Origin of the sequence: Ilumatobacter fluminis, assembly GCF_004364865.1 — a bacterium.
GTDB lineage: Bacteria > Actinomycetota > Acidimicrobiia > Acidimicrobiales > Ilumatobacteraceae > Ilumatobacter > Ilumatobacter fluminis.
On record NZ_SOAU01000001.1, the window covers coordinates 3,837,588 to 3,862,627 of the forward strand.

The 25,040-nt window shown below is 69.5% G+C and carries 25 protein-coding genes; 11 read left to right on the forward strand and 14 right to left on the reverse strand.

The genetic code is table 11. The features are described from left to right. Positions 1–27: 27 nt before the first annotated feature. Genes BDK89_RS17355 through BDK89_RS17370 form a run of 4 tightly spaced genes read left to right on the forward strand, consistent with a single transcriptional unit; the run spans position 28 to position 5,177 of the window. Entirely contained in the window at positions 28–858 is an 831-nt protein-coding gene (locus BDK89_RS17355) for a carbohydrate ABC transporter permease (protein WP_133870149.1), read from the forward strand. Beyond that, positions 855–2,495: an ABC transporter substrate-binding protein gene (locus BDK89_RS17360; RefSeq protein WP_133870150.1), complete on the forward strand. Its 1,641-nt coding sequence runs from the start codon at positions 855–857 to the stop codon at positions 2,493–2,495. The genes BDK89_RS17355 and BDK89_RS17360 overlap by 4 nt, the downstream gene beginning before the upstream one ends. A gap of 31 nt (positions 2,496–2,526) precedes the next feature. Beyond that, entirely contained in the window at positions 2,527–3,465 is a 939-nt protein-coding gene (locus tag BDK89_RS17365) for a mevalonate kinase family protein (protein ID WP_133870151.1), read from the forward strand. Between the two features lie 38 nt (positions 3,466–3,503). After that, the gene (locus BDK89_RS17370; protein ID WP_133870152.1) at positions 3,504–5,177 is read left to right on the forward strand and encodes a GGDEF domain-containing protein; all 1,674 of its coding nucleotides are present in this window, start codon (positions 3,504–3,506) and stop codon (positions 5,175–5,177) included. A gap of 3 nt (positions 5,178–5,180) precedes the next feature. Here BDK89_RS17370 and gatB read toward each other — a convergent pair whose 3' ends face one another. From gatB to BDK89_RS17390, 4 genes are read right to left on the reverse strand one after another with little or no spacing between them, the layout of a single operon-like run. After that, positions 5,181–6,581, reverse strand: coding sequence for an Asp-tRNA(Asn)/Glu-tRNA(Gln) amidotransferase subunit GatB (gene gatB / locus BDK89_RS17375; RefSeq protein WP_133871150.1), 1,401 nt, complete (start codon positions 6,579–6,581; stop codon positions 5,181–5,183). 41 nt (positions 6,582–6,622) lie between these two features. Then, the gene (gene gatA / locus BDK89_RS17380) at positions 6,623–8,050 is read right to left on the reverse strand and encodes an Asp-tRNA(Asn)/Glu-tRNA(Gln) amidotransferase subunit GatA (RefSeq protein WP_133870153.1); all 1,428 of its coding nucleotides are present in this window, start codon (positions 8,048–8,050) and stop codon (positions 6,623–6,625) included. Then, entirely contained in the window at positions 8,047–8,349 is a 303-nt protein-coding gene (gene gatC / locus BDK89_RS17385; protein ID WP_133870154.1) for an Asp-tRNA(Asn)/Glu-tRNA(Gln) amidotransferase subunit GatC, read from the reverse strand. The genes gatA and gatC overlap by 4 nt, the downstream gene beginning before the upstream one ends. A gap of 11 nt (positions 8,350–8,360) precedes the next feature. Continuing rightward, on the reverse strand, positions 8,361–9,278 hold the full coding sequence (locus tag BDK89_RS17390) for a LysR family transcriptional regulator (protein WP_133870155.1): 918 nt from the start codon (positions 9,276–9,278) through the stop codon (positions 8,361–8,363). A gap of 92 nt (positions 9,279–9,370) precedes the next feature. On the opposite strand from BDK89_RS17390, the gene BDK89_RS17395 reads away from it, so the two are divergent. After that, the gene (locus BDK89_RS17395) at positions 9,371–10,351 is read left to right on the forward strand and encodes an EamA family transporter (RefSeq protein WP_133870156.1); all 981 of its coding nucleotides are present in this window, start codon (positions 9,371–9,373) and stop codon (positions 10,349–10,351) included. Here the strand turns inward: BDK89_RS17395 and BDK89_RS17400 are convergent. Then, on the reverse strand, positions 10,263–11,426 hold the full coding sequence (locus BDK89_RS17400) for a citrate/2-methylcitrate synthase (protein WP_133870157.1): 1,164 nt from the start codon (positions 11,424–11,426) through the stop codon (positions 10,263–10,265). The two genes, BDK89_RS17395 and BDK89_RS17400, sit on opposite strands and share 89 nt — an antisense overlap. A gap of 96 nt (positions 11,427–11,522) precedes the next feature. Between BDK89_RS17400 and BDK89_RS17405 the strand changes: the two genes are divergently transcribed. Then, a complete protein-coding gene (locus BDK89_RS17405) occupies positions 11,523–12,665 on the forward strand; it encodes a citrate/2-methylcitrate synthase (protein WP_243839260.1) in 1,143 nt (380 codons plus the stop codon). 12 nt (positions 12,666–12,677) lie between these two features. Here the strand turns inward: BDK89_RS17405 and BDK89_RS22605 are convergent, their stop codons facing one another. After that, positions 12,678–14,000 carry a diguanylate cyclase gene (locus tag BDK89_RS22605; protein ID WP_133870159.1) on the reverse strand — a complete coding sequence of 441 codons (1,323 nt, stop codon included), beginning with the start codon at positions 13,998–14,000 and terminating at the stop codon, positions 12,678–12,680. Positions 14,001–14,114: 114 nt separating this feature from the next. Here BDK89_RS22605 and BDK89_RS17415 point away from each other — a divergent pair, with 114 nt between their 5' ends. Further along, positions 14,115–15,149 carry an alcohol dehydrogenase catalytic domain-containing protein gene (locus tag BDK89_RS17415; protein ID WP_133870160.1) on the forward strand — a complete coding sequence of 345 codons (1,035 nt, stop codon included), beginning with the start codon at positions 14,115–14,117 and terminating at the stop codon, positions 15,147–15,149. A 6-nt stretch (positions 15,150–15,155) separates the two neighbouring features. On the opposite strand, the gene BDK89_RS17420 is transcribed toward BDK89_RS17415, so the two are convergent. From BDK89_RS17420 to BDK89_RS17430, 3 genes are read right to left on the reverse strand one after another with little or no spacing between them, the layout of a single operon-like run. Beyond that, positions 15,156–15,875 (reverse strand): PIG-L deacetylase family protein, encoded by a 720-nt coding sequence (locus BDK89_RS17420; RefSeq protein ID WP_133870161.1) that lies wholly within the window; start codon positions 15,873–15,875, stop codon positions 15,156–15,158. A 22-nt stretch (positions 15,876–15,897) separates the two neighbouring features. After that, a complete protein-coding gene (lgt, locus tag BDK89_RS17425) occupies positions 15,898–16,839 on the reverse strand; it encodes a prolipoprotein diacylglyceryl transferase (protein ID WP_166657656.1) in 942 nt (313 codons plus the stop codon). Beyond that, entirely contained in the window at positions 16,836–17,600 is a 765-nt protein-coding gene (locus BDK89_RS17430; protein ID WP_166657657.1) for an alpha/beta hydrolase, read from the reverse strand. The genes lgt and BDK89_RS17430 overlap by 4 nt, the downstream gene beginning before the upstream one ends. A 97-nt stretch (positions 17,601–17,697) precedes the next feature. Between BDK89_RS17430 and BDK89_RS17435 the strand changes: the two genes are divergently transcribed. Next, positions 17,698–18,333: a TetR/AcrR family transcriptional regulator gene (locus tag BDK89_RS17435; RefSeq protein WP_133870163.1), complete on the forward strand. Its 636-nt coding sequence runs from the start codon at positions 17,698–17,700 to the stop codon at positions 18,331–18,333. Positions 18,334–18,353: 20 nt separating this feature from the next. On the opposite strand, the gene BDK89_RS17440 is transcribed toward BDK89_RS17435, so the two are convergent. Further along, positions 18,354–20,099, reverse strand: coding sequence for an HD domain-containing phosphohydrolase (locus BDK89_RS17440; protein WP_166657658.1), 1,746 nt, complete (start codon positions 20,097–20,099; stop codon positions 18,354–18,356). 126 nt (positions 20,100–20,225) lie between these two features. On the opposite strand from BDK89_RS17440, the gene BDK89_RS17445 reads away from it, so the two are divergent. Then, positions 20,226–21,125, forward strand: coding sequence for a M48 family metalloprotease (locus tag BDK89_RS17445; protein WP_133870165.1), 900 nt, complete (start codon positions 20,226–20,228; stop codon positions 21,123–21,125). A 148-nt stretch (positions 21,126–21,273) separates the two neighbouring features. On the opposite strand, the gene ybaK is transcribed toward BDK89_RS17445, so the two are convergent. Next, positions 21,274–21,741, reverse strand: coding sequence for a Cys-tRNA(Pro) deacylase (ybaK, locus tag BDK89_RS17450; RefSeq protein ID WP_133870166.1), 468 nt, complete (start codon positions 21,739–21,741; stop codon positions 21,274–21,276). Positions 21,742–21,822: 81 nt separating this feature from the next. Between ybaK and BDK89_RS17455 the strand changes: the two genes are divergently transcribed. Next, the gene (locus BDK89_RS17455) at positions 21,823–22,245 is read left to right on the forward strand and encodes an acyl-CoA thioesterase (RefSeq protein WP_133870167.1); all 423 of its coding nucleotides are present in this window, start codon (positions 21,823–21,825) and stop codon (positions 22,243–22,245) included. 883 nt (positions 22,246–23,128) lie between these two features. Here BDK89_RS17455 and BDK89_RS22700 read toward each other — a convergent pair. Continuing rightward, on the reverse strand, positions 23,129–23,422 hold the full coding sequence (locus BDK89_RS22700; protein ID WP_133870168.1) for a hypothetical protein: 294 nt from the start codon (positions 23,420–23,422) through the stop codon (positions 23,129–23,131). A gap of 301 nt (positions 23,423–23,723) precedes the next feature. Here BDK89_RS22700 and BDK89_RS22705 point away from each other — a divergent pair, with 301 nt between their 5' ends. Further along, positions 23,724–23,861 (forward strand): hypothetical protein, encoded by a 138-nt coding sequence (locus BDK89_RS22705; protein WP_166657659.1) that lies wholly within the window; start codon positions 23,724–23,726, stop codon positions 23,859–23,861. Positions 23,862–23,911: 50 nt separating this feature from the next. On the opposite strand, the gene BDK89_RS22710 is transcribed toward BDK89_RS22705, so the two are convergent. Beyond that, positions 23,912–24,511 (reverse strand): class I SAM-dependent methyltransferase, encoded by a 600-nt coding sequence (locus BDK89_RS22710; protein ID WP_133870169.1) that lies wholly within the window; start codon positions 24,509–24,511, stop codon positions 23,912–23,914. A 116-nt stretch (positions 24,512–24,627) separates the two neighbouring features. Continuing rightward, positions 24,628–24,939 (reverse strand): hypothetical protein, encoded by a 312-nt coding sequence (locus BDK89_RS22715; protein ID WP_133870170.1) that lies wholly within the window; start codon positions 24,937–24,939, stop codon positions 24,628–24,630. Positions 24,940–25,040: the final 101 nt, after the last annotated feature.

Below are 25,040 nucleotides of genomic sequence, written 5' to 3' on the forward strand. Positions count from 1 at the left end.
CACGGCGAGCGACCGACGAGGTGAGCCATGGCCGCTGAACATCGGATCACCGGCGCCCGACTCGTGGGGCGCTACACCCTGCTCGGGATCGTCGCGTTCCTCACCCTGTTCCCGATCTACACCACCCTGGTCGCCGCCTTCAAGCCCGGCGACAAGGTGCTCGTCAATCCGCTCGTGCCCGATTCGTTCACGCTCGAACCGATCATGAACGCGTGGAGCGACGGCAATCTCGGGCGATACCTGTTCAACTCGTTCGTGGTGGCGATGATCGTCACGATCGCCCAGGTCGCCACCTCGCTGCTGTCGGGTTACGCCTTCGCGATGCTCGATTTCCCCGGTCGCACGGTGCTGTTCGTCGCCTTCCTCGCAACCCTGCTCGTGCCGATCGAGGCCACACTCGTCGTGAATCGGCGCACGGTCGACGGTCTCGACTGGCTCAACACGTACCAGGGACTCGCCGTTCCGTTCCTGGCGACGGCGTTCGGCACGTTCCTCGTCCGCCAGGCGCTGATGGCCGTACCGGGTGAGTTGCGCGACGCCGCCCGGATCGACGGCGCCGGCCATCTGGCCTTCCTGCGCTACGTCGCCTTGCCGGTCATCGTGCCGACCGTCGGCGCGCTCGCCCTGTTCAGCTTCCTGTCGAGCTGGAACCAGTACCTGTGGCCCAACCTGATCACCACGGAGGAATCCATGAACACCGTCCAGAGCGGCCTCACACTGCTGCGCCGCAGCAGTATCGACGAGCCGAACGCATTGATGGCGGGCACCGTCATCGCCGCCGTCCCGATCTTCGTCGCACTGCTGCTGTTCCAGCGGTCGCTCGTGCGGGGTCTGACCTCGGGGGCGGTGAAGGGATGAGGCGCATCACGATCCCCGCCCTGGTCGCCACGGCGTCACTCCTCGTCGCCGCCTGTGGCAGCGGCGAATCGGCGATCACCGCGGGCCAGGACGACCCCGACGAGACCGAGACGTCCGAGACCACCGAGCCGGCTGATCAGATCGCCACCGACGACGGGGCGACCGACGCCGAGACGGCCGAGACCGACACCACCGACGACGGGGCGAGCGACGGGACGGACCAGCCGGCCACCGAATCGACGGACTCGACGGCCTCGACCGACTCGGCGGGCGGTGAGTCGGCGCCGGCGACGACGGCCCCGACCGAGGTGTCGCTCGACGGGTATCCCGACTGTCCGACCGGGGCGCTCGACGGGGCCGACGGTCCGGTCGAGATCACGTACTGGCACGGCATGACCGCCGACAACGAAGAGGCGCTCCAGTTCGTGGTCGATCAGTACAACGCGAGCCAGGATCGCGTCGTCGTCGATCTCCAGAACCAGGGCGGCTATCTCGAGGTGATCGACAAGTACTACCAGTCGGGTGACAGCGGACGTCCGGAGATCGTGATGTTCCCCGAGTACGGCTTCCAGCAGGCGATCGACTCCGAGACGGTGATTCCGGTCGAGGTGTGCGTCCGCGACGCCGGCTTCGACACGTCGGTGATCCAGCCGTCGGCGGTCCAGGCATATTCGACCGCCGGCGTGCAGTGGGCGATGCCGTTCAACGTGTCGAATCCGATCCTCTACTACAACCAGGTCATGTTTGAACAGGCCGGTCTCGATCCCGAACGACCGCCGACCACGTTCGACGAGTTGCGCGCGATGTCGCAGCAGCTCGTCGACTCCGGCGCAGCGAGCTACGGGATCGCACTCGACACGAGTATCGATTCGGGCGGCGGCTGGTTCATCGAGCAGTGGTTCGCCAACGCCGGTGAGTTGTTCGTCGACAACGGCAACGGGCGCGAAGCGTTGCCCGGCGAGGTCTATCTCGCCGACGCGACCGGGGTCGGGATCGTGACCTTCCTGCGCGACATGGTCGCCGACGGGCTCGCCGTGAACGTCGGCGACAACGCCGGCGGGTCCGACAACTTCCTGAAGATGGCCGACACCGCCGATCCCGCTGCGATGACGATCGGCACATCGGCCGGGCTCGGCACGGTGATCAACGTGCTCGGCTCCGGCCTGGTGGAGGGACTCACACCCGACGACGTCGGTGTGGGAGGGCTGCCCGGTCTGTCGGCGGAACAGACGGCGATCGTCGGCGGTGCCGCCAACTACGTCGTCGCCGGCAACGATCCCGAGGTCACGGCGGCCACCTGGGACTTCCTGACCTATCTCATCACCCCGGCGGTCCAGTCGGAGTGGGCGGTCCGGACCGGGTACCTGCCGATCGTCGACGAGGCGATCGAGCTCGAACCGCTCGCCACGACGTATGCCGACGACCCTCGGTTCCGGGTGGCGTACACGCAGCTGGCCAACAGCCCCGACGATCTCGCCCACGCCGGACCGCAGATCGGTCCGCATCGACAGGTCCGCGACGAGATGGCCGCGGCACTGGCGAGCATCTACAACGGAGCCGACGTCGAATCGACACTCGCCGCGGCCGCCGACACGAGCAACGCCCTCCTCCAGCAGTACATCGCGTTGAACGGCTGATCGTCCGCGTCGACGTGGTAGCCATGGGCCGATGACCACCGGCCGCTCGATCGTCAGTTCGTGCGCGGCGCACGCGGTGCTGGCGGGCAACCCGTCGGAGCGGTACGGCGGCGCGATCACGGCGGTGTCGCTGCCCGACCTGACTGCGATGGCGGCGTTGCGAGAGTCCGCGACGGGCCGATTCGCACACCGAGGCACCGACCCCGCTCAGCGAGCGCTGGTCGACGCCGCGGTCGCAGCGATCACCGAGCGGCGCGGCGAGGTGCCGCCGGTCGAGCTGTCGTTGTCGACGAACATTCCCGACGGCGTCGGGCTCGGCCGGAGTGCAGCGCTCGCGATCGCCACACTGCGTGCGCTTCGGGCGTTCGACGGCGACGAGCACTGGGATGCCGCCGATCTCGCCGCGACGGCGTTCGACGTCGTCGGAACCCGGCTCGGCGCCGATGTCTCGCTCGCCGAGTTCGCCGTGCCGGCCCACGGTGGCGCGGTGGCGGCGACCTTCGATTCCGAGACGACCGACACGATCGACACGATCGACGCACCCGACGATCTCCCCCTGTTCGTCGCCTGGTCGCACGACGACTCCACGGCGATCGGTCGGTCGACCGATGTCGCACCCCGGACCGCGAACCGTTCGCTCCGACGCCGATTCGACGGGGGTGACGCCACGGTGACCGCTGCGATGAGCGAACTGCGAGTGCAGGCCGGTCGCGCACGACGCGGGTTGATCGACGGCGATCTGAAACTGGTCGCCGATGCCCTCCACCGGACGCTCGGGGTGCGACTCGGGGTCAGCGAGCTCACACCCACCGAGCGGCGACTGGTCGAGGTCGGCCGCACCGCCGGGGCAGCGGTGAACGTGACCGGTTCGGGCCGCTCGATCGTCGGATTGGCTCGTCACCCCGAGCATCTCGAGATCGTCGAGGCCGCCTACGAGGCCGCCGGTCTGCGAGTGCTGACACCCTCCTGACACTCAAGAACCACAGGGCCGTCGCCGATGAACGAACGATGGTTTCCCGCCGCATCGTCACAGCGATCGCAGCGGTGACGATCGTGGCAGGCGGGGGCCCCGAGATCGTCGCCGCCGCAGGACTCGACGGCATCGTCGCGTCCGACGACGAGGCCCGCTCGGCCCACGAGGCGGCTGTCCTCGTCGCGCGGGAGATGGTGACGATCCGGGAAGCGGGAGGCTTCGCTGCCGGGTCGCCGATGTCGGCCTTGACCGATTCGCTCGACGGCACGATCGCTGCCGTCGACCTCGCCGATTTCGACCGGCTCGAACACGACGGCCACGACTACCTCGAGACGATGTTCGACGACGGGATCTCGTTCAGTCGGCCGGTGTACGAGGCGCTCGAACCGCTGCCGCGCGGCGATCGTTCCCGGCTCGACCAGGGTCGGCAGCTCTCGATCGATGGTGACGGCTATCTGCATGCGATCGACCACCTCCTGCACCACGGCGGGCGGGCACCGATCCGACCTCGTCCCGGACCGCCGATCGAGGTGACCGCGGCTGCACTGACCGCGTTCGTCGAGCGCGGCGAGCTCGCGCCACAGTCCCCCGGCGCCCCCGATCCGCCCGGAGGGCCGATCGACGTGCCATACGGCCGCGACCGACACGGCGACAGCGCCGGTTTCCCGACGTGGGCGATCGTCGCGATCGCCGCTGCGGCCGGGGTCGCCGGTTGGGCGATCGCCAGTCGACGCCGATCGTCCCCATCACCCGACCATCGCGCGAGCGATCTGCTCGACGCCGGGCGGAGCTTCGCCGAGGTGCACACGGTGCACGAGGTCGAGGCGATCGCGGCCGAACGTGCCATGGCGATCACGGGCGCCGAGGCCGCCGTGTACGTCCGTGTCACCGACGACGGCTTCGAACGGGGCAGATCGATCGGGCTCGAGCACTTCGACATGTCGAGCGTCGGATCGAGCGTGGTCGCACGCACCGTGGCGACCGGTCGCGAGATCGGTGTCGTCGCCAACGATCCGGCCATCGGCGAGCGACGCAGCGTGCTCGCAGCGCCGATCGTGGCCGCCGGTCACGCCGCCGGGGTCATCGTGCTCACCCGCCGTCCCGGACGCCCCTTCGACCAGGACGAGATCGACACCTTCGCCGCGCTCCGACCGCTCGTCGGTGCGGCACTGGCCGGGGCGATGTCGCGTGAGCTGATCCACACCGAGGCGTACGTCGACTCGTTGACCGGCCTCGCGAATCGTCGCGCGCTCGACGAGCGTCTGGAATCGGTGACCGGAAACGTGCTCGTGCTGATGGTCGACGTCGATCGGTTCAAGCTGGTGAACGACGTCCACGGCCATCAGGCCGGCGACGTCGCACTCCGGTCGGTGGCCCGCACGATCGAGGATGCTGTCGGCGAGCGGGGAACCGCATATCGCTACGGCGGGGAAGAGTTCGCGATCGTGCTCGATTCGGGCGACAGTGCGGCACTCGGCTGTGTGAGCGAACGGGTGCGCGCCGCCGTCGAGGCGACCCCGATCGAGGTCGACGGCACCGTCTTGAACCTCACCGTGTCGATCGGCACGGCGTGGGGCGACGACCCGACCGATGCAATCGCCCGCGCCGACATCGCGCTGTACGAGGCGAAGCGGTCGGGGCGCAACCGCGTCGTCGCCGCCCCCGGCCGGCTCCTCGAAGCGACTCGGGACGAGCTGGCGACCAGCTGACGCTCAGCCCTTGCGGCTGTTGAGGATCTGGCTGACGAGCTTGCCGTCGGCCTGGCCCCTGCTCGCCTTCATGATGTGACCGACGAGGGCGCCCATCGCCTTGCCTTCGCCGGCGCAGAACTTCTCCCACGCATCCGGTTGCGCGGCGATTGCGTCGTCGACCATCGACTCGAGCTCGGAGGTGTCCATCGCCTCGAATCCGCGCTCGGCGGCGATCGCGGCAGGGTCGCCACCGCCACGCTCGACGAGATCGGCAAGGACCGTCTTGGCCTGCGTCGCGGTGAGCTGTCCGCCGGTCTCCATCGTCGTGAGCGCGGCGAGATCGCCGGCCGGAACGGCCGGGTCGGCACCCTGTTCGGCGAACGCCTGCTGGACGTGGACGATCGCCCGGCCGAGGTCGCCCCCGGCCTCGACGACGGCCAGCACGTACGCATCCTGCCCACGGTCGACGATCGTGACGATCGCTTCGTCGTCGGGGGCCGCACCGGCGGCTTCGGCCAGAGCGACCCGTCGCGCCGACGGCAGGACCGGGATCGACGCCCGCACGTGCTCGACCCACGACCGCTCCGGTGCGAGCGGCACCAGGTCGGGCTCGAGGAAGTAGCGGTAGTCGTCGGCGTCTTCCTTGTCGCGGAGGGTGTGGGTCTTGCCGTCGCCCTCGTCCCAGTGACGGGTCTGCTGGCGCACTGCCTCGCCACCCTCGATGAGGACGATCTGACGCTTGGCCTCGTACTCGATGGCGCGCCCGACGGACCGGATCGAGTTGACGTTCTTGATCTCGCACCGGGTGCCGAGTTCGCCGCCCGGACGCCGCACCGACACGTTCGCGTCGACGCGCATCGAGCCCTCCTCCATCTTGGCGTCGGACGCCTCGACGGCGAGCAGGATCGAACGCAGTTCGGCGACGTACTGGCGCGCCTGTTCGGGTGAGCGCATATCGGGCCGCGACACGATCTCGACCAGCGGGACGCCCGCCCGGTTGAGATCGATCAGGGAGTGCTCGGCCCCGTGCACGCGCCCGCTCTCGCCGGCGTGCACCGTCTTGCCGGCGTCTTCCTCCATGTGGGCGCGCTCGATGCCGATCCGGGTCCCGTCGGGCAGATCGAGCCAGCCGTCGACGTTGAGCGGATCCTCGTACTGGCTGATCTGGTACGCCTTCGGCATGTCGGGGTAGAAGTAGTTCTTCCGGGCGAAGGTGCACGGCTGGACCGTGCAGTTGAGCGCCAAGCCGATCTTCATCGCCAGCTCGACGGCCTGACGGTTGAGCACGGGCAACGCACCGGGCAGACCGAGGGTGACCGGGTCGATGTTGGTGTTCGGGTCGTCACCGAATCGGTTCGGGGACCCGGAGAACAGCTTGGTGCGCGTGGCCAGTTCGACGTGGACCTCGAGCCCCACGACCATCTCGTAGCCCTCGAACGTCCACGGTGCGCTGCTGGCGTCGCTCACGACGCACTCCTTTCGAGCTCGGCGGCGACTTGGAGCATGACCGACTCGCCGAGGGCCGGGGCGATGATCTGGACGCCGACCGGCAGGTCGTCGGCGCCGGTGCCGAACGGCACGCTCATCGCCGGGTCGCCCGTGAGGTTGGCCGGGATCGTGTACGTGTCGCACAGATACATCGCGAACGGGTCGGCGGTCTTCGAGCCGAACGGGAACGCCACGCTCGGCGACGACGGGCTGAGCAGCACGTCGCACTGCTGGTAGGCCCTGGCGAAGTCGTCGGCCATCAGGCGGCGGATCTTCAGGGCCTTGCCGTAGTAAGCGTCGTAGTAGCCGGCCGACAGGGCATACGTGCCGAGCAGGATGCGTCGCTTCACCTCGTCGCCGAATCCGGCGGTGCGGGTGTTGCGCATCATCTCCTCGACATCGGCACCGTCGACCCGGAGGCCGTAACGGACACCGTCGAACCGTGCCAGGTTCGAGGACGCCTCGGCGGGAGCGATGAGGTAGTACGCCGTGAGGCCGTAGGTGAATGCCGGCACCTCGACGTCGACGATCGTGGCGCCGGCGGCCTCGAGCGCCGCGAACGCCTCGTCGGTGCGGGCGACGACGTCCGGGTCGGCGCCGTCGGGCAGATCGGCGATGCGGCCGATCCGGAGTCCGTCGACGCCACGATCGAGCACCGACGAATAGTCGGGGGTCGGTTCGGGGATCGACGTCGAGTCGCCTGGGTCGTGTCCGCAGATGGTCTGGAGCGTGAGCGCGGCGTCGGCGACGGTGTGGGTGAACGGACCGATCTGGTCGAGGCTGCTCCCGAACGCGATGAGTCCGAGTCGGCTGACCCGACCGTACGTGGGCTTGACCCCGACGACGCCGCACAGCGCCGCCGGTTGGCGGATCGAACCGCCCGTGTCGGAGCCCAGCGAGACCGGCGCGTAGCCGGCGGCGACCGCCGCAGCCGAACCGCCGGACGAGCCACCGGGAACCCGGCTGGTGTCGAGCGGGTTGCGGGTCGGGCCGAACGCCGAATTCTCGGTCGAGGACCCCATGGCGAACTCGTCGAGGTTGGTCTTGCCGACGAACACCGCGCCGGCGTCGGCGAGCCGCTGCACCACGGTGGCGTCGTACGGCGGGATCCAGCCGTCGAGGATCTTCGACGAACACGTCGTCGGCACACCCCGCGTGCACATGTTGTCCTTCAGTGCGACCGGGACACCGGCCATCGGTCCGGGGTCGCCACCGGCGGCGACGGTGGCGTCGACCGCGGCGGCGCGTCGGCGTGCCTCGTCGGCCATCACGTAATTGAACGCGCGGATCTCGTCGTCGGTCTCGGCGATGGTCGCCAGGTGTTGCTCGACGATGTCGACGGCCTTCAGGTCGCCGGAGCGAACGCCGTCGGCGATCTGGAGTGCGGTCGGGTACTCGCTCACGAGTCACCCCCGAGGACGGGCGGCACCCAGAAACGGCCGTCCTCGCTCTTGGGCGCCGAGGCCATCACCTCGTCGCGGTCGAGCGTGGGCTGCTCGTCGTCGTCGCGCAGCACGTTGACCAGCGGGTACGGCGAGTTGAGCGGCTCGACGTCGCTCAGGTCGAGCGCGTCGATGTCGGCGAAGTGGTCGAGCATGTCGCTCAGCTGGCCGGTCGCACGGTCGAGCTCATCGGGGGTGAGGTCGAGTCGTGCGAGCCGCGCCACCTTGGCAACGACGTCGGGGGACAGTCGGTCGGACACGTCTGCCGAGGCTAATCCGCCGGACGTCCGATGACTGCTGGCGAATCCCCTGCAGGCGACGACGCATCGACGATCGACAAGAACGCGGTCGCAGCGGGACTCGGGTTGAAATCGCTCCACGCGAGGTGTTCTGCCCGGGCGGGGCCGCCGCGCACCGGCACGAGCGACACCCCGGGGTCGTCGGACGGAGCGACCGCCGACGGGAGCAGGGCGACGCTCAGACCGGCGCGGACCAGGCCCGCCACGATGTCGAGCGCCATCACCTCGTAGGCGACGGTGCGATCGAGGCCCGCGGCGTCGAACGCCCGGTCGCTCTGGGCGCGTCCCGGTGTGTCGGCCGGGAAGTCGACGAATGTCTCCCCGGCGAGCCGATCGAGGCCGATCGACCGACGTCCGGCGAGCGGGTGGTCGACAGCCACACACGCCACGTGCCGGTCGCGGGCGATCACCCGAGATCGGACGCCCTCGGGCACGTCGCCCGCCGGGAGTCCGAGCAACCCGACGTCGACCGCTCCCGCCCGGATGTCGGCGACGATCTCGTCGCTGCCGCCGACCTGCAACGACACGGTCACGGCGGGGTGGGCGTCTCGGAAGCGGCGGAGTGCATCGGGCAGATCGATCCCGGTGACGGTCGGGATGATGCCGAGCGTCAGCCTGCCGCGGATCCGACCCACCGCCGCCGCCGCGTCGGCCACGGTCCGGTCGGCCTGGGCCAGGGTGCGACGCGCACCGTCGACGAACGCGAGACCCGCAGCGGTCGGTTCGACCTTCCGGCTGGTGCGGGCGAACAGCTCGACACCGAGTTCGCGTTCGAGCGCCTTGATCTGGTGGCTGAGTGCCGACTGCACGACGAAACACTGCTCGGCGGCACGTGTGAAGTTGCCCGTCTCGGCGACCGCGACGACGTACCGCATCTGGCGGAGATCCATGCCGCCAGTCTGACAGATCGATGACACATATCGATCGCTGCCCTGACAACGATGCGTTGGACTCATACGTCGTCCCGACGGAGAGTGGACGCATGAACTCCACCACCGTCATCGCCCCGGACCCGGCGCCCGGTCGCCGGTCGATTTCTGCCGCCGTCCTGAACGACACCGGGTCGGGCGGCCTCGTGGGGACGACGCTGATCACGGCGCTCGCACCGGCCACCTGGGGGACGACCTACCTCGTGACCTCCGAACTCCTCCCGCCGGGACACCCGATGTTCGCGGCGCTCACCCGATCGCTCCCGATGGGGCTGCTCGCACTCGTGATCACGCGTCGATTGCCGACGGGCGACTGGTGGTGGAAGGCCATGGTGCTCGGCGCGCTGAACATCGGGCTGTTCTTCTCGCTGCTGTTCGTCACCGCCGAACGACTCCCGGGTGGCGTCGCCGCCACCGTCGGATCCGTGCAACCGGCGATCGTCGCCCTGCTGGCATGGGGCGTGCTTCGCGAACGCCTGTCGATCTGGCGGCTCGGGTGGGGACTCGCCGGAGTCGTCGGCGTCGGCCTCGTCGTGCTCGGCCCGGCCGCGTCGCTCGACGGCGTCGGCCTCCTCGCCGGTCTCGCAGGCGCTGCGTCGATGGCGACGGGCGTGACGCTCAGCAAGAAGTGGGGCCGACCGACCGACGTCGGCCCCACCGCCTATGCCGGCTGGTTGCTCACCGCCGGCGGGCTCTGGCTCCTGCCCGCGGTCGTCGTGTTCGAGGGCGTACCTGACACCGTGGGCGTCGGCGCGGTCGGCGGCTACGCCTGGCTGGCGATCGTCGGAGGACTCGTCGCCTACATCCTCTGGTTCCGGGGCATCGGGCGTCTGCCCGTGACCGCCACGGCGCTGCTCGGGCTGCTCTCCCCCGTCGTCGCGACCGTTCTCGGCGTCGTCGTCCTCGACGAACGGTTCACCGGGGCGCAGATGGCCGGGATCGCGGTCACCCTGTCGGCGCTGGTGGCCGGACAGTTCCAACCCCGGCGACGCGCCGGGGCGCCGGCCCGACGTATCGCGCCGCGGGCCGGATGAGCTTGCCCGTCGCCGCCTGCTCGAGCGCATGCGTGACCCAGCCGACCGTCCTGCTCACCGCGAACGTCGGCGTGAACATCTGGCGTGGGAGTCCGACCGTCTCCATGATGACGCCGGCGTAGAACTCGACGTTGCTGGGCAACGGGCGATCGGGCTTGAGCTCGGCCAGTGTCGTCAGGATCTCGGTCTCGATCGCGATCGCCCGCTCGACGAGCTCGCCACCCAACGCCTCGGCAACGTCGCGGAGCAGGGCCGAGCGGGGGTCGGGTGCCCGATAGACGGCGTGGCCGAACCCCATGATGCGGCGGCCGGCGGCGACCTCACCGCGAACCCAGTCCGCTGCCCGGTCGGGCGTGCCGATGGCGTCGAGGGCGTCGAGCGCACGACTCGGGGCTCCACCGTGGAGCGGGCCGGCCAAGGCGCCGATCGCTGCGCAGACGACATCGACGATGTCGGCACCCGTGGAGGCCACGACACGGCCGGTGAATGTCGAGGCGTTGAACCCGTGGTCGATCGTCAGGATCAAGTACTGCTCGAGTGCTCGCGCGTGCTCGGACTCGGGCTGCCGACCCGTGACCTGGTGCAGGTACGCAGCCGCATGGCCGAGATCCGGGTCGGCTGCGACGGCGGCGAGACCGGCACCCGAGCGATAGAGCGCTCCGAGGATCGAGGGCACGACCGCCGCCACGTCGAGGGCCTGCTCCCGACGGTCGGCGGCGTCGAGATCGAGCAGGGGCTGGAGTCGGAGTGGGCCCGCCGCAGCCGAGAGCACGGTGCGGAGCCGGGCGAGCGGGGTGCCCGGCAGCGCGCCGGCCACGTCGATCAGCGGCACGGTGCCGGCGGGCAGTCGTCGACGGGCAGCGAGGTCGGCTCGGAAGGTGTCGCGCTCGGCACCGTCGGGGAGGCGGCCACGGTCGAGGAGGTACCAGGCATCCTCGAACGAAGCCGTCCGTGCGAGTTCGACGGCGTCGTAGTCGCGGTAGTGATAGAAGCCTTCGTCGCCGAGCACGGTGCCGATGGTGGTGTCGGCCACGGCCACACCGTTGAGTCCTGCGGGTACGTCGATCAAGTCCATGCCCCGAGTGTCGGTCGTCGTCCACGATTGATCAACGTTGATCGAATCAACGTTGACGGCGTCTATCATCCGGGCGATCCTGGTGTCGTGACGACGATGATCGGGTCCGCCGAGGCCGCTCGGCTCCTCGGGGTCAGCAAGCCGACCCTCTACGCGTACGTGAGCCGTGGCCTCGTCGAGCGGCACACCGCCGTCGATGGTCGTACCTCGCTGTATCCGCGAGAGCAGATCGAACGACTCGCGACGCGGGGACGGTCGAAGGCACCGGTCGAACGACCCTCGATCGACGTGAAGATCGGGTCGTCGATCACATTGCTCGACGACGTCACGCTCCGCTATCGGGGCCACGAGGTCGCCGAGCTCGCTCGCACCCGGAGCTTCGAGCAGGTCGGTGAGCTGCTCTGGACCGGCGATCTCCCCGGTCGCCCGGTCGTGTGGCCGCTCGACCGGGGGCAGCTCGACCGGTGTCTCGACGTCGCCACCCCGCTCGTCGGCCGGTCGGCGGTCGCGGCGCTGGGCGCAGCGTCACACGCGCTGTCGGCAAGCAGCACCGGGAGCGAGTCGGGGGGCGACGCGGCCCGCGCCGTGGCGGCCATCGCCCCCACGCTCGTCGGCGGGCCGAGACGCGGTCCGGTTGCCGAGCGCCTCACCAAGGCGTACGTCCGACGCCCCTCGCCCGAGCTCGTGGCCGCCGTCGATCGCGCCCTGGTGCTCCTCGCCGATCACGAACTGGCGACCAGCACACTGGCCGTACGGGTGGCGTGCTCGGTGCGAGCCGATCCGTTCGCAGCGATCGCTGCCGGGCTGTCGGTCGTGAGCGGGCGGCTCCACGGCGGTGCGAGCGTCGAAACGGCCGACCTGGTCGCACGGGCCGACGTCGACGGCGCGGCAGCGACCGTCGCCTCCCTGCTCGACCAGGGAGGCCGGCTCCCCGGCTTCGGACACTCGGTCTATCGGCGTGGCGACCCTCGTGTCGCTCCGCTGCTCGAGGCGGTTCGCAGCGTCCCGGGCGCCGATCGAACCATCGCCCTCGTCGACGACATGATCGCCGAGGCCGGCCGGCGGCTGGCGCATCTCCCCAACGTCGACCTGGCCCTCGGCGCACTGCTCCACGCCGGGGGCTTCCCGGCCGACGCTCCCCTGTTCGCCGTCGCTCGTCTCGCCGGGTGGGGCGCGCACTACGACGAGGAGGCGGCCGAGCGACCGGTTCGGTTCCGGGGGCTGACGCAACTCCGCTGAGTGACGGACCGGTCAGCGAGGCGTGAGCGTGGCCAGGCGTGAACGGCCCGACCGCTTCGCCTCGAGCATCGCCCGGTCGGCCACGTCGATCGCGTCGAGTCCGTGGCGCGGCGCCAGTCCGACACTGACCGAGATCGTGTCGGGGCCACCCTCGATGCCGAGCGGGGCCGACACCGAGTCGATGATCCGCCAGCCGATCGTGGCCGCCAGATCCTCGTCGGCACCGTCGAGCAGGATCACGAACTCGTCGCCGCCGAAGCGGGTGACGAGATCACCGTGGCGACACGATGCGACGAGCCGCGTGGCGACCTCGACGAGCACGGCGTCACCGATCTGGTGGCCGTAGCGGTCGTTGACCGCCTTGAAGTGGTCGATGTCGATGAAGAGCACCGCACCTGCCCGGTGGGTGTCGGTGAGGGCAGCGGTGAGGGCACGACTGTTGCCCAGCCCGGTGAGCGCATCGCTGGTTGCTGCGGAGCGGAGGTGGTCCTGCTCGGCCCAACGTTCGAACAGCAGCGTCGTCGCCTTCACGAGGCTCTGGGTGCGAGCGGCCATGTTGCGCTTCACGACGTCGAGCGGATACGAGTCCGGAACCCGTCCCACCAACAGCAGCACGGCGGCGAGGCGAGCGTTCACGTGCACCGGTGCGACGATCATCCGACGCCACCCCCGCCGGGCCATCGAGGCCTGCAGGTTCAGCGGGAACAGACCCGGGTCGACCGGGGCGCAGCCTCCGGCGGGCACACCGTGCCAGGGCCGCCACCCGTCGGCGAGGTCGACACGGACGGCGTCGGCCAGATCGGCCTCGGCGTCGCGGGCGTGGACCACGTCGGGCCCCGCCGAGTCGGAGAAGTCGATCATCAGCCATCGGCTCTCGTAGTCGACGTTGTCGAGCTCGAGCTCCTCGCAGAGCATCCGCTTCACCGACGCACGATCGGCGCCCGCCATCTCCAGGTCGAGCGAGCGTGTGACCGAGGCACTGAGAGCCACCGGCACCAGCACGACGACCCAGTAGCGATCACCGTCCTGATCGGAACACCCAGAAGCGATGATGTCGACGAGGTGCGACTTGCCGACGTCGTCGATGATCCCGACGCGGAACGGCACCGGCAAGGCGACCGTGTCGTCGGCTTCCCCGGCGTTCTCGATGAAGTAGGTGGCGAGTTCGTCGGCGTCGGTGGGTGTCAGGCGTGCGAAGACGTTGGTCCCGACAGTGGCGACGAGATCGATCCCGACGAACCCGCCGAACCCGCCGCGCGCCGCCAAGACGGTGCCGTCCTCACCGACCGCGAGCGTGGCGGTTCGCGTGGCGTCGAGCAAGGTGTCTGCGTTCATCCGGGCACCAACAATCATCCGTCTGACCTATCGGCACCAAACCGACCGAACATGACCGGTTCCTGACCGAACACGGACCGGGAGCCGAACGTGGGGTGTGGCACACTCGGCGGCATGCGTGGTGCTTCGTACTCGTCGTTCGGTGGGCCGATCACGGTCGGCGAGTTGGCCGAACCTGTCGCTGACGCCGCTGGCGCGGTCATCGAGGTGCGGGCGACCGGCATCTGCCGGAGCGACTGGCACGGGTGGCAGGGACACGACGCCGACATCTCGGTCTTCCCACACGTGCCGGGACACGAGTTCGCCGGCGTCGTCGTCGACGTCGGCGCCGACGTCGCTCGGTGGCGGCCCGGCGACCGCGTGGCGGTGCCGTTCATCGCCGGTTGTGGAACGTGCGTCTTCTGCCTGGCGGGCGAGGCCCAGGTCTGTCCCGATCAGACGCAGCCCGGGTTCACGCACTGGGGGTCGTTCGCCGAGCGAGTCGCCGTTCATCACGCCGACTTCAATCTCGTTGCGCTGCCCGACTCGGTCGACTTCGACACCGGGGCGGCGCTCGGCTGCCGGTTCACGACTGCCTACCGAGCCGTGGTCGACCAGGGCCGGGCCGGCAGCGGCGACATCGTCGCCGTGTACGGCTGCGGGGGCGTCGGTATCTCGGCGATCATGATCGCCGAGGCGCTCGGCGCTCGGGCCGTCGGGATCGACCCACGCCCGGAGGCGCGTCGGATCGCGACCGACGCCGGGGCAGCCGCCGTCTTCGATCCGTCCGAGGCACATGACGGACTCCTGCTGCTCGATCCATATGGCCCCCACGTCTCGATCGACGCCGTCGGTTCGCCGCGTGTCGTCGCCGATGCGGTGTCGGTCGTGCGGCGTGGGGGCCGACACGTTCAAGTCGGGCTCCTCCCACAGCCATCGGCGTTCGGTGACGTGACCGCCGGCCGCGTCGTCGCGCACGAGATCGCGATCATCGGCTCGCACGGCATCGCTCCCGCCGGCCTCGAGGGCGTCCTCGGCCTCGTGGCGAGCGGCGATCTCCAGCCGGATCGGCTGATCGGCGAGCGGGTCGCGCTCGCCGACGGCGTCGACGTCTTGACGAAGCTCGAGACCGAGCCGGCACTCGGCATGACCGTCATCACCGAGTTCTGAACACTCCTAGCCGACGAGTTCGAAGGCGGCGGCGAGTTCGACGCCGATGCGGGGACCGGTCGATTCGGCCGCACCGCGCAGGAACGCATCGGGCGACGCCATGTCGCCACCGAGGTGTTCGAGGTAGACCCGGTGCGCTTCGAGCGAGCGCACACCGGCGTCGAAGGTCTCCGTCGTGTCGACGGCATGCGTCGGTTCGGGACTCCCGCTGAACGCGACGAACTGGACCCCCGACCACGCGGCGCCTCGTTCGGGGAACATCCACGGGTTGGCCGCGTCGCGAACTGCGTCGAGCAGGGCACGACCGACGGCTCGGTGGTCGGCGTGGTTCCAGCTGTGGCCGCCCCAGGAGTCGCGGAAGTTGATCGACAGCACGACCTCGGGTCGGTGGCGTCGGATGGCGGCGGCGAGATCGGCACGAAGATCGAGTCCCTCGACGACCGACCCGTCGGGCAGCCCCAGGAACTCGACCTCGTCGACCCCGACGACCGCACAGCTGTCGATCTGTTCCTGGCGCCGCAGTGGGCCGACCTCGACCGGGGGCATCGTGGCGATGCCGGCTTCGCCGTCGGTGACGAGGACGTACGAGATCTCCTTGCCCTGTCGGGTCCATCGTGCGACGGCAGCGGCGGCGCCGTACTCCATGTCGTCGGGGTGAGCGACGACGGCGAGACCTCGACGCCAGTCCTCGGGGAAGATCTCCAACGGTGCCACCACGTCCGACATGCCGCCGAGCGTAGATGACCGGTCAGTCGTCGACGTCGAGTGCTGCGCCGTCGGGTGCGTCGTCGGCCGTGTCGGGCTCGTCGACCCGCACGGGGTCGGCGACGGTCCCGTCGGTCCCGTCGGCGTCGCCGGCGACCGGCGTCTCGGGCCACTTCTGGCCGCGGGTGAGGAACAGCCACAGGGCGCCGGCGGCGATGGCGACCAGCGACACCCACTGGTTGAACCGGAGGCCGGCTATCTCGTCGGCCGGGTCGATGCGAAGCCCTTCGATCCAGAACCGGCCGGTGCCGTAGCCCATCAGATAGACGGCCATCAGGCGGCCGGGGGCCAGCCGGAACCTCCGGTCGACCCAGATGAGGAATCCGGCAAGGGCGAAGTTCCACATCGATTCGTAGAGGAACGTCGGGTGGAACGTGGTGCCCGACTCGTAGCCGGCCGGGAGGTGGTCGTCGTCGATCTCGAGCGCCCACGGCAGATCGGTCGCACGTCCGTAGAGCTCCTGGTTGAACCAGTTCCCCCAGCGCCCGATCGCCTGGGCGAGAGCGATCGCCGGGGCCGCGCAGGTGAGCATCACCAGCGGCTCGATGCCGCGTCGCTTCGCCTGCCACATGCCGACGATCACACCGAACAGGAGCCCGCCCGGGATACCGAGGCCGCCTTCCCAGATCTTCGGGATCGCGCCGAGGTTGTCCTCGAAGCGCTCCCAGTCGGTGGCGACGTGGTAGAGCCGGGCACCGATGATGCCGGCGCCGACGCCCCAGATCGCGATCGCGCTGACGTCGTCGGTGGTGCCGGCGCCCTTCTGTTCGAGCAGGCGGCCACACAGCCAGACCGCGGCGATCACGCCGAGCGCGATCATGAGGCCGTAGGCGCGCAGGTCGAGCGGACCGATCGAGATCGAGCCCGACGGCGGGCTCGGGATCGACGCGACGATGGCGCCGATGGTCGCGGCGAGCGTGTTCACGAGGTGACCTCCCGGACGAAGTCGACGGATCCGCGCTCGACGACCTCTCGGTCGTAGTCGCGGGTGGCGACGTGATAGCTGCGCTCGAGGAAGGTGCGCTCGACGGGGCCACCCCAGGAGTCGGCGAGGTGGTCTCCGTCGGCCGGGTCGACCACGTGATCGGTGCGCGACGAGAACAGGCGCAGCGGCATGGCGAGTTCGCCGAACCGGGTCGAGATCGGGGCGACGCCGTCGACGACGAGCGAGCGGATCGGTGCGAGGGGCGTTCCCTCGTACGAGATGTCGTGCGAGTCGGGGTCGGCGATGTCGGACGAGCCACCGGGGGCCACACCGAAACCGTCCTCGAGCAGATCGTCGATCATCTCGATCTCGTCGGCGGTGCGTGGCCGGGTGAGCGGGTTGATGCACACCATGCCGGCGATCGACGGGTCGTCGAGCGCCGACGCGAGCGCCAGCGTCGCACCCATGCTCTGCCCGGCCAGGACGACGTGGTCGACGCGGGCGGCCAGCCGGGCTCGGGCGGCGGCGACCTCGGCCGACCAATCGGCCCACGTGGTCGGGAGCATGTCGTCGATGGTGGTGCCGTGGCCGGGCAGGCGTGGCACCTCGACGTCGAACGAGGCGGCGATCATGGCGTCGGCAACCCCGCGAACCGAGAACGGGCTTCCCGTGAAGCCGTGGATCACCACGACGCCGACGGCGGAACCGTTGGCGTGGGAGACCGCTTCGCAGCCGGGGAGCACGGAGGGCGTCGCCGTCACCCGCACGTTTCTACCAGCACCCCGGTCGGAACCCGCCGACACCAGGCCCGGGGCGCCCGACTTGACCCGTGGGTCAGGCGACGGCTGAACTGGGCCGATGGGAGGCACGTCGGGCACCGCATCGGCATCGACCGGCGAACGTGCCGGCGAGCGGCGGCTGACCGAACAGGGCCGCGAGCGCAAGGAGCAGCTCGTCGCCGCCGCGATGGAGCTGTTCGCCGACCGCGGCTACGCCGCCACCCGTATCAGCGACATCTGTGCCGAGGCCGGTGTCGCGAAGGGGCTCTTCTACTGGTACTTCCCGACCAAGGTCGATCTGTTCAACGAACTCGTCCGCACGATGCGGCAGCGATTGCGGCGCGCCCAGGCCGAGGCGATGGCGGCGGAGTCGTCGGCGCTCGACAAGATCCGCGCCGGCACCGAGGCGAGCGTCGGGTTCATCGCCGAACACGCCCACTACTTCGCACTGGTCGAGGTCGAACGCGCCGATCCGGCGGTCACCGAGGCGCTCAAGAGCACGAACCGCGTCTACCGCGACGACGTGGTCGCGTTGATCCGACAGGCCCAGGCCGACGGCGAGGTCGCGGACGGCGACCCACGACTGCTGGCGCTCGGCGTGCTGGGGGCCGTGTCGTCGTTCGGCAGCGCCTTCCGGAACGGCCAGATCGATCTCGACCCCGACGACCTCGCCCCGTTCGTCGGCCGGTGGGTGGTCGGCGCACTGCGCGCCTGACCGGCGCCGTCGCCGATCCGCTACTTCAGCTGTTCGCCGAGTTCGGGGTCTCGTGCCGAGATCACCGACACGAACGCGTCGACCACCTCGGGGTCGAACTGGCCGTTGCGGCCCGACACCACGAACCGTGCCGCTTCGTCCTTCGCCCACGCCCGCTTGTACGGGCGCTTGCTGCACAAGGCGTCGTACACGTCGGCGACGGCGACGATCCGCCCGCTCAATGCGATCGACTGATGACTCAACCCGAGCGGGTAGCCGCTGCCGTCCCACCACTCGTGGTGCGATTGCGCGATCTCGGCCGCCATCTGGAACAGCGGTGCCGAGTTACCCGACAGGATGCGGTGCCCCATCGAGGTGTGCGACTTCATCATCTCGTACTCCTCGACGGTCAGCGGACCGGTCTTGAAGAGCACCGAGTCGGGCACGGCGACCTTGCCGATGTCGTGGAGGCGTGCGGCCAGCCGCATCAGTTCGCACCACTCGGGCGACTTGCCGATGGCGTGACCGATCTCGGCGGCGAGGTCGCCGACGCGATCGGTGTGCGCGCCGGTGTCGGCGTCGCGGAACTCGGTGAGGATCGCCAGTTGTTCGAACGCTTCGAGGTGGAGCGACTCGTGCTCGGGACGCACCACGATCGACGGCGTCGTGTCGCTGCGATCGGTCGTCCGCAGCCGGAGGATCTCGGCCTCGGCGCGGGCGTTCTGGGTCTCGTGGGCGACTTGCAGGGTGCGCAACCGGAGGTCGGCCGCGTGCGTGAAGATCTTGCGGTACTCGTCGTCGTGCACCTCACGACGTTCGAGCGCTTCCTCGAACCGTCCGCTGCGCTTGAACGCAGTGGCCAGCAGGTCGTTGATCTCGAGTTCGTATTCCTTGGCCTCGGTGCGCTCCGACATGTCGAGCGCCGCCTGGAGCACGGCGATCGCCTCGTCGAGGGCACCACGGCGGAGGGCGACCCGCCCTTCGGCCGTCATCAAGGCGAGCTGCGCCGCCGTGGTGGGCTCGGTGCCTTCCTCGGACTGTTCGGCGAGTGAGCGCCGCGCCTCGGCGAAACACTCGGCGGCCTTCTGGTGGTCGGCCAAGCCCATGTACGACTCGGCCAGGTCGGCGAGCAGGTTGGCGACGATCGAGGGGCTGTTCTCGCGAGCGATCTCGACCGCTCGTCGGCCGAGCGACACGGCGGGGAGGTACTCGGAGCGTGAGGCCCGGATGCGTGCGACGTTGCCGAGGATGAGCGCGACGAACTCCTGGCGACCGAACGGTTCGGCGACGGCGAGCGCCTGCTCGTAGGTGACGATCGCCCGGTCGTTGTCGCCCATCGAGTGATAGATCGCCGCGATCGTGTTGAGGATGTTGCCGCTGTCGACCCCGTCGGCGCCGTCGACGGCGGCCTGATAGGTGTCGAGGGCACGCAGGCAGTGGTCGAGCGCCTCGGAGAAGTTCGATGCCTGGTAGTGGATGATGCCGAGCAGGTGGGTCGCCCATGCGTCGACCAGCCCGGCGCCGCACGACTGGGCGACCTCGCTGGCCTCCATTGCGAGACCGAAGGCGTCTTCGGGGTCGCCGCCCAGGTGGGCCAGACTCGCAAGTCGGTAGAGGGCCTCGGCCTCGCCCGCACGGTCGCCTTCGGCGCGGGCGACCACGCGAGCCTGCAACGCATAGTTGCGGGCGTCCTCGGGCTGGCTGTGCCGCGCGTGCGCCGCTCGCTCGAGCAGTTCGCGCACGGCGGGCGACGCGCCCGAATCCGCGGTCGTTGTCTTCGACTCCACGATTGGTGCATCGGCATCGATCGCGCCGAGCTTGAAGGGTTCTTGAAAACGGCACAACGGTGTCATCACAGGCGAACCTGCTGGTCGCGACACCGGTACGTCGTCGAGTCCGTATCCTTTCGTGCGATGGAGCCGGCGGTCGACGCCCGAGGACGGCACCTCGAGCGGTCTGCGCTCACGGCGTTGCTCCCTGTCGTCGCGCTCCTCCCCTTCTGGCTGCTCGCGATGGTCGTGATCTGGCTGCCGGTCCGCCTGATCGTCGACATCCCGATCTGGGTGCTGCCGCTCGTGTGGCTCGTGGCCGGATCGTTGCTGTTCATCCCGTCGGTGCAGGTCGCCGTGCTGAGTCCGCTGTTCGGAGCGAGGCAGCCCACCGAGGAGGAGCAGGCGATCATCGCCCCGATCTGGCGCGACCTGGCGATCGCCGCGAACCTGCCGTCGTACCGGTACGCGATCCGGGTGATCGACTCCGACGAACTCAACGCGTTCGCCTGCGGCGGACACCTCGTGGTGGTCACCACGTTCGCGCTCGAGGAACTCACCGATCGCGAGCTCTCGGGCGTGTTGGCGCACGAGCTCAGTCATCACCTCGGCTTCCACACGTTTGCGCTCACCGTCGGACACTGGCTCTCGCTGCCGGTCATCGCGCTGGCGCGGATCGGATTCTTCTTCCAGAACGTCGCTCGAGCCGCCACCGATTCGTTCGTGTCGCACTCAGCTGCGCTCACCGCGCTGGGTCGAATCGCCTCCGGCATCCTCTACGCGATCTCGTGGGTGTTCCTCGCCGCGTTGTACGCATCGGATGCGCTCGGGAATCTCGTGGGCCACGGGTCGGAGTTCGAAGCCGACCGGCGCGCCGTGCGGATGGGGTACGGCCGAGCGCTCGCCGACGCGCTGCGTCAGGTCATCCGCCTGGGTGGCGGCACCCGGACGGTCGGTTGGCGAGCCCGCCTCACCACCTCGCACCCGCCGGCTCGCACCCGGGTCGCCCGCATCGAAGCGATGATGCGGCACCCCAGCCAATAACCAGTCGGTTGATGTCACGTCGGTTGAGGTCAGACCCCAACCGACATCCGGCCGACTGGGCTGATCAGGTTGTCCGTCGGTTGGGGTCTGACCTCATCCGACACGCTGGTCGGTCGGTCGATGTCTGACATCATCCGACTCATCCGACTCAGCCGGCGGCGACGTCGGCGACGACCGCGTCGAGGTGGGTGACGAGATCGGCCGGTGCGACGCCGATGTCGAGGCCGCGTTTGCCGCCGCTGACGTACACGACGTCGTAGACGGTGGCGATCTCGTCGACGACCGTGCGGAGCCGCTTCTTCTGACCGAACGGGCTGATGCCGCCGCGCACGTAGCCGGTGATCCGTTCGGCGACGGACGGGTCGCACATCTCGACCCGCTTCGCACCGAGCGCCCGGCCGACGGCTTTGAGGGCGAGCTTTCCGCTCACCGGGACGATGGCGACCGCCTGCTCGCCGTCCGCGGTGACGAGGAGCGTCTTGAACACCTGGTCGGGGTCGAGGCCGAGCTTGGTCGCCGCCTCCATCCCGAAGTCGTGCCCGTCGCCGTCGTGCTCGTATTCGTGCGTCGTGTAGGCGATGCCGGCGGCATCGAGTTCGTTGATCGCCGGGGTCACGGTGTCGAGTATGCCGGTCGTCCCCGGCCGGCGCGAAGGCGATTCCGGCGGGTGGTGCCGTGTCGGGGTACGGTCGCCGACGTGCGTATCTCGGTCGACCCGTCTCTCGATCCCGCCTCGTACGGCTTCACGCACCAGCTGCGTGTCCGCTTCGCGGAGACCGACGCGATGGGGATCGTGCACCACAGCCGGTACCTGCCGATGCTCGAAGAAGCACGGGTCGCGTACCTCCGGCACATCGGCCACCCGTACGACGAGATCCGGGCCGAGGGGGTCGACATGAGCGTGATCGAGGCGTGGTGTCAGTACCGCAAACCGTTGCGGTTCGACGACGTCGTCGACGTACACCTCGACGTGGCGACGGTGGAACGGGCCTCGTTCCAGATGAGCTACCTGCTCACGGTCGAGGGCGAGGTTCGGGCAACGGGGGTCACGGCCCACGGCTGCGTGACCACCGAGGGTCGGCCCACCCGGGTGCCGACCTGGCTCCGCGACCTCGTCTGAAACACTCGACGGCACGGGGCTCGACGGCACGAGGCTCGATCGGTCGGTCGACCCGACACCCCCGTGAATGAGTGTCGGGTCGCCGACGTGTCCAGATCTTCGGAACCACCCACTGCCTCGGATGCGTTCGGACATCGAAACGGCAACAAATATCCTTGTCATTGCAGATAATCGCATCGATCTCAAACAGATGTTCCGCTACCATGGATTCATGTTCGCCGAGTTCTTCGACGACTGCGTCGGTTCGTCCGATGCGAATCTCGACGAACGGCTGCGCACGAACGAGCTCGAGTTGCGGCGGCTCATGGCCGAGCGGGCCGCCCTCGTCGCCGTCAGCGAAGATCGGGCCGTGTTCGCGGCCGAGCACCGCTCGATGGCCGGCTACCTCCGAGCGACCGTCAACTGCTCCACCGCCACCACCACCCGCGACCGGCGACTCAGCCGGGTCGTCACCGAGTACCCGGCGATCGGAGAGGCCCTCCACGCCGGCCACATCACCGTCGACCACGCACTGCAGATCGGTCGGCTGCACCAGAATCCGCGAGTGCGCCCCGTCCTCCCGGCGATCGCCCACGTCCTGGCCGAACTCGCCGAACACTCCTCCTACGACGAGTTCGCCGATCGCGTCACCGCGCTGATCGCCGACCTCGACCAGGACGGAGCGTTCGACGACCTGAAGGACTCGATCGAGGGTCGCCGGGCGCGCGTGGCCGAGGTCGGCGGCGAGGTCGCCGTCACCGCACTCGGGGGCGACCCCGTCCAGGCGGCACAGATGACAGCGATCTTCGAGGCGTTCGTCGAGGCCGAGTACCGACGCGACGTCGAGACACGTAAGGAGTTGTACGGCGACGACGCCGACGCTCACCCGCTCCCGCGAACCGCATCACAGCGAGCCTTCGACGCACTGTTCGCGATGTTCGTCGCCGCCTACGCCTCCCCCGATGGACGACGTCTCCCCGACACCGTCGTGAACCTGGTCGTCGATCAAGATCGGGCGCACGACGCGCTGGCCACCGCCGGCATCATCTTGCCGAACGAGCGGCAGGTCGAGGTCGACGACGACGGTGAGATCGTCGACGAGGACCAGCTGCTCGGCGATCTCGCCGAGGCGCTCGACGACGACCCCGAGGCGTTCCTGCGGCGTCGGTGCGAGACCGCCCACGGCACCCCCGTTCATCAGAGCGTGATCCTGCGGGCGATGCTCAACGGTCACGTCCGCCGGGTCGTGCTCGACTCCAAGGGGGTCATCGTCGACTACGGGACGAAGCAGCGACTCTTCGCCGGCCTCGCCCGCCAGGCGGCGATGCTGCTCCGCAGATCGTGCGAATCGCCCGGTTGCGACATGCCCGCCGCCTGGTCGCAGGTCGATCACAACATCGAGTGGGCCGAGGGCGGCCGCACCGACCAGGACAACAGCAATGTCGTGTGCGGCTCGCACAATCGGATCAAACACCGACAACGATGGCGGACCCGACGCGATGTCCGGGGCCGCCTACACCATTCGAGCAGACGGCACCGTCGTCCTTCCCGTCGGCGAGCGGGTCCCCGACCTGATCCCGGACGACCCGATTGCCATCGTCCGCTTCCACATCGACCAACTCCGCCGGGCGGCCTGACCATCCGCTCATCGCACGGGACGCGCTCGGTCAGGGCCTGGCGGCCCGTATCAGGAGGCCGAGACGACGAGGGCTGCGTGGGCTCTCGACCCGGTGCTCGGGTCGGCTGGCCGCCGGCGCCGTTCGGTCTCGGTCCAGTCTGCTGTCGCCAACCGTCGCGACAACTCGTCGACCGGCCAGCGGTACGCCGCCGCCACCTGGTGGTCGAACTCACCGACCTCGTCGCCGTCGAAGAACCCGACCACCATCGGAGCACCCGGGGTTGCGATGCGCCTCAGTTCGGCGAGCGCACCATCGATCTCGTGCGGGGACTGATGGATGAGCGAGTACCACGCCAGGATGCCGTCCACCGACGCAGCACGGATCGGGAGGCGCTGCACCGTGGCGACCAGCAGTCGGTCGAGCCCGAACGACGACCGGCCGTGTTCGACGAAGGCGCGCGTTCGGTCGAGCCCGAGCGCCGTCACGTCACGTGCGATCAGGTGCGCGGTGAGGTGGCCGGGGCCGCAGCCGACGTCGAGCACGGTGCCGGCACGGATCGTGAGGTGACGGTCGATGAGATCGACATCGTCGGGGTGGACGTGGTCGACGCGGCCGAACAGCTCGATGTACCGGTCGGCGACCGCTGCGTACGCCTCCTCGACACCCATCCTCCGACAGTAGGTCGAGCGCTGCGACTGCGTGTCGACGCGGAACGGCCCGGCGCCTCGATGTCTCGAGGGCGCCGGGCCGCCGGTGTGGGAGATCGCAGGCGATCAGGAGTGGCTCAGCACCAGGCGAACAGCTCCGGGTTGGTCGTGTGGAGCTTGACCACCTGGCCGAGCGACAGGAACGACCCCTCCGGCAGGTCAGCGAAGATCGGGCCGGCCTCGGCGTCGGCGAGCGTGCTGTAGTCGATCTGCTTCTTGGCGGCTTGCTGGAGCAGGCCCAGGTCCTTGAGCGTGCCGAGGCCGGCCTGCACGCAGGAGCCCTTCTCGTTCGGCGCAGCCGAGGCGGTGCCGGCGGTCATGCCGAGTCCGACGGTGAGCGCACCGGCGGTGGCGATGGCTGCCACGGTCTTCTTGGCGGTCTTCTTCATGATGGTGTCCTCCGATTGGCGGGTTGTCGTGAGGTATCGCCGTGGGCACGACGACATGCACCACTACGAACCCGCTCGACCGGACGGATGCACCGAGCGCA

What these genes read in the sequence shown, in the direction of transcription:
- BDK89_RS17355 (WP_133870149.1), top strand. Translation starts at nt 28, where the DNA reads ATGGCCGCTGAACATCGGATCACCGGCGCCCGACTCGTGGGGCGCTAC.
- BDK89_RS17360 (WP_133870150.1), top strand. Translation starts at nt 855, where the DNA reads ATGAGGCGCATCACGATCCCCGCCCTGGTCGCCACGGCGTCACTCCTC.
- BDK89_RS17365 (WP_133870151.1), top strand. Translation starts at nt 2,527, where the DNA reads ATGACCACCGGCCGCTCGATCGTCAGTTCGTGCGCGGCGCACGCGGTG.
- BDK89_RS17370 (WP_133870152.1), top strand. Translation starts at nt 3,504, where the DNA reads ATGGTTTCCCGCCGCATCGTCACAGCGATCGCAGCGGTGACGATCGTG.
- gatB (WP_133871150.1), bottom strand. Translation starts at nt 6,581, where the DNA reads ATGGTCGTGGGGCTCGAGGTCCACGTCGAACTGGCCACGCGCACCAAG.
- BDK89_RS17390 (WP_133870155.1), bottom strand. Translation starts at nt 9,278, where the DNA reads ATGGATCTCCGCCAGATGCGGTACGTCGTCGCGGTCGCCGAGACGGGC.
- BDK89_RS17395 (WP_133870156.1), top strand. Translation starts at nt 9,371, where the DNA reads ATGAACTCCACCACCGTCATCGCCCCGGACCCGGCGCCCGGTCGCCGG.
- BDK89_RS17400 (WP_133870157.1), bottom strand. Translation starts at nt 11,426, where the DNA reads ATGGACTTGATCGACGTACCCGCAGGACTCAACGGTGTGGCCGTGGCC.
- BDK89_RS17405 (WP_243839260.1), top strand. Translation starts at nt 11,523, where the DNA reads ATGATCGGGTCCGCCGAGGCCGCTCGGCTCCTCGGGGTCAGCAAGCCG.
- BDK89_RS22605 (WP_133870159.1), bottom strand. Translation starts at nt 14,000, where the DNA reads ATGAACGCAGACACCTTGCTCGACGCCACGCGAACCGCCACGCTCGCG.
- BDK89_RS17415 (WP_133870160.1), top strand. Translation starts at nt 14,115, where the DNA reads ATGCGTGGTGCTTCGTACTCGTCGTTCGGTGGGCCGATCACGGTCGGC.
- BDK89_RS17420 (WP_133870161.1), bottom strand. Translation starts at nt 15,875, where the DNA reads ATGTCGGACGTGGTGGCACCGTTGGAGATCTTCCCCGAGGACTGGCGT.
- BDK89_RS17435 (WP_133870163.1), top strand. Translation starts at nt 17,698, where the DNA reads ATGGGAGGCACGTCGGGCACCGCATCGGCATCGACCGGCGAACGTGCC.
- BDK89_RS17445 (WP_133870165.1), top strand. Translation starts at nt 20,226, where the DNA reads ATGGAGCCGGCGGTCGACGCCCGAGGACGGCACCTCGAGCGGTCTGCG.
- BDK89_RS22700 (WP_133870168.1), bottom strand. Translation starts at nt 23,422, where the DNA reads ATGAACGGGGGTGCCGTGGGCGGTCTCGCACCGACGCCGCAGGAACGC.
- BDK89_RS22705 (WP_166657659.1), top strand. Translation starts at nt 23,724, where the DNA reads ATGTCCGGGGCCGCCTACACCATTCGAGCAGACGGCACCGTCGTCCTT.
- BDK89_RS22710 (WP_133870169.1), bottom strand. Translation starts at nt 24,511, where the DNA reads ATGGGTGTCGAGGAGGCGTACGCAGCGGTCGCCGACCGGTACATCGAG.
- BDK89_RS22715 (WP_133870170.1), bottom strand. Translation starts at nt 24,939, where the DNA reads ATGAAGAAGACCGCCAAGAAGACCGTGGCAGCCATCGCCACCGCCGGT.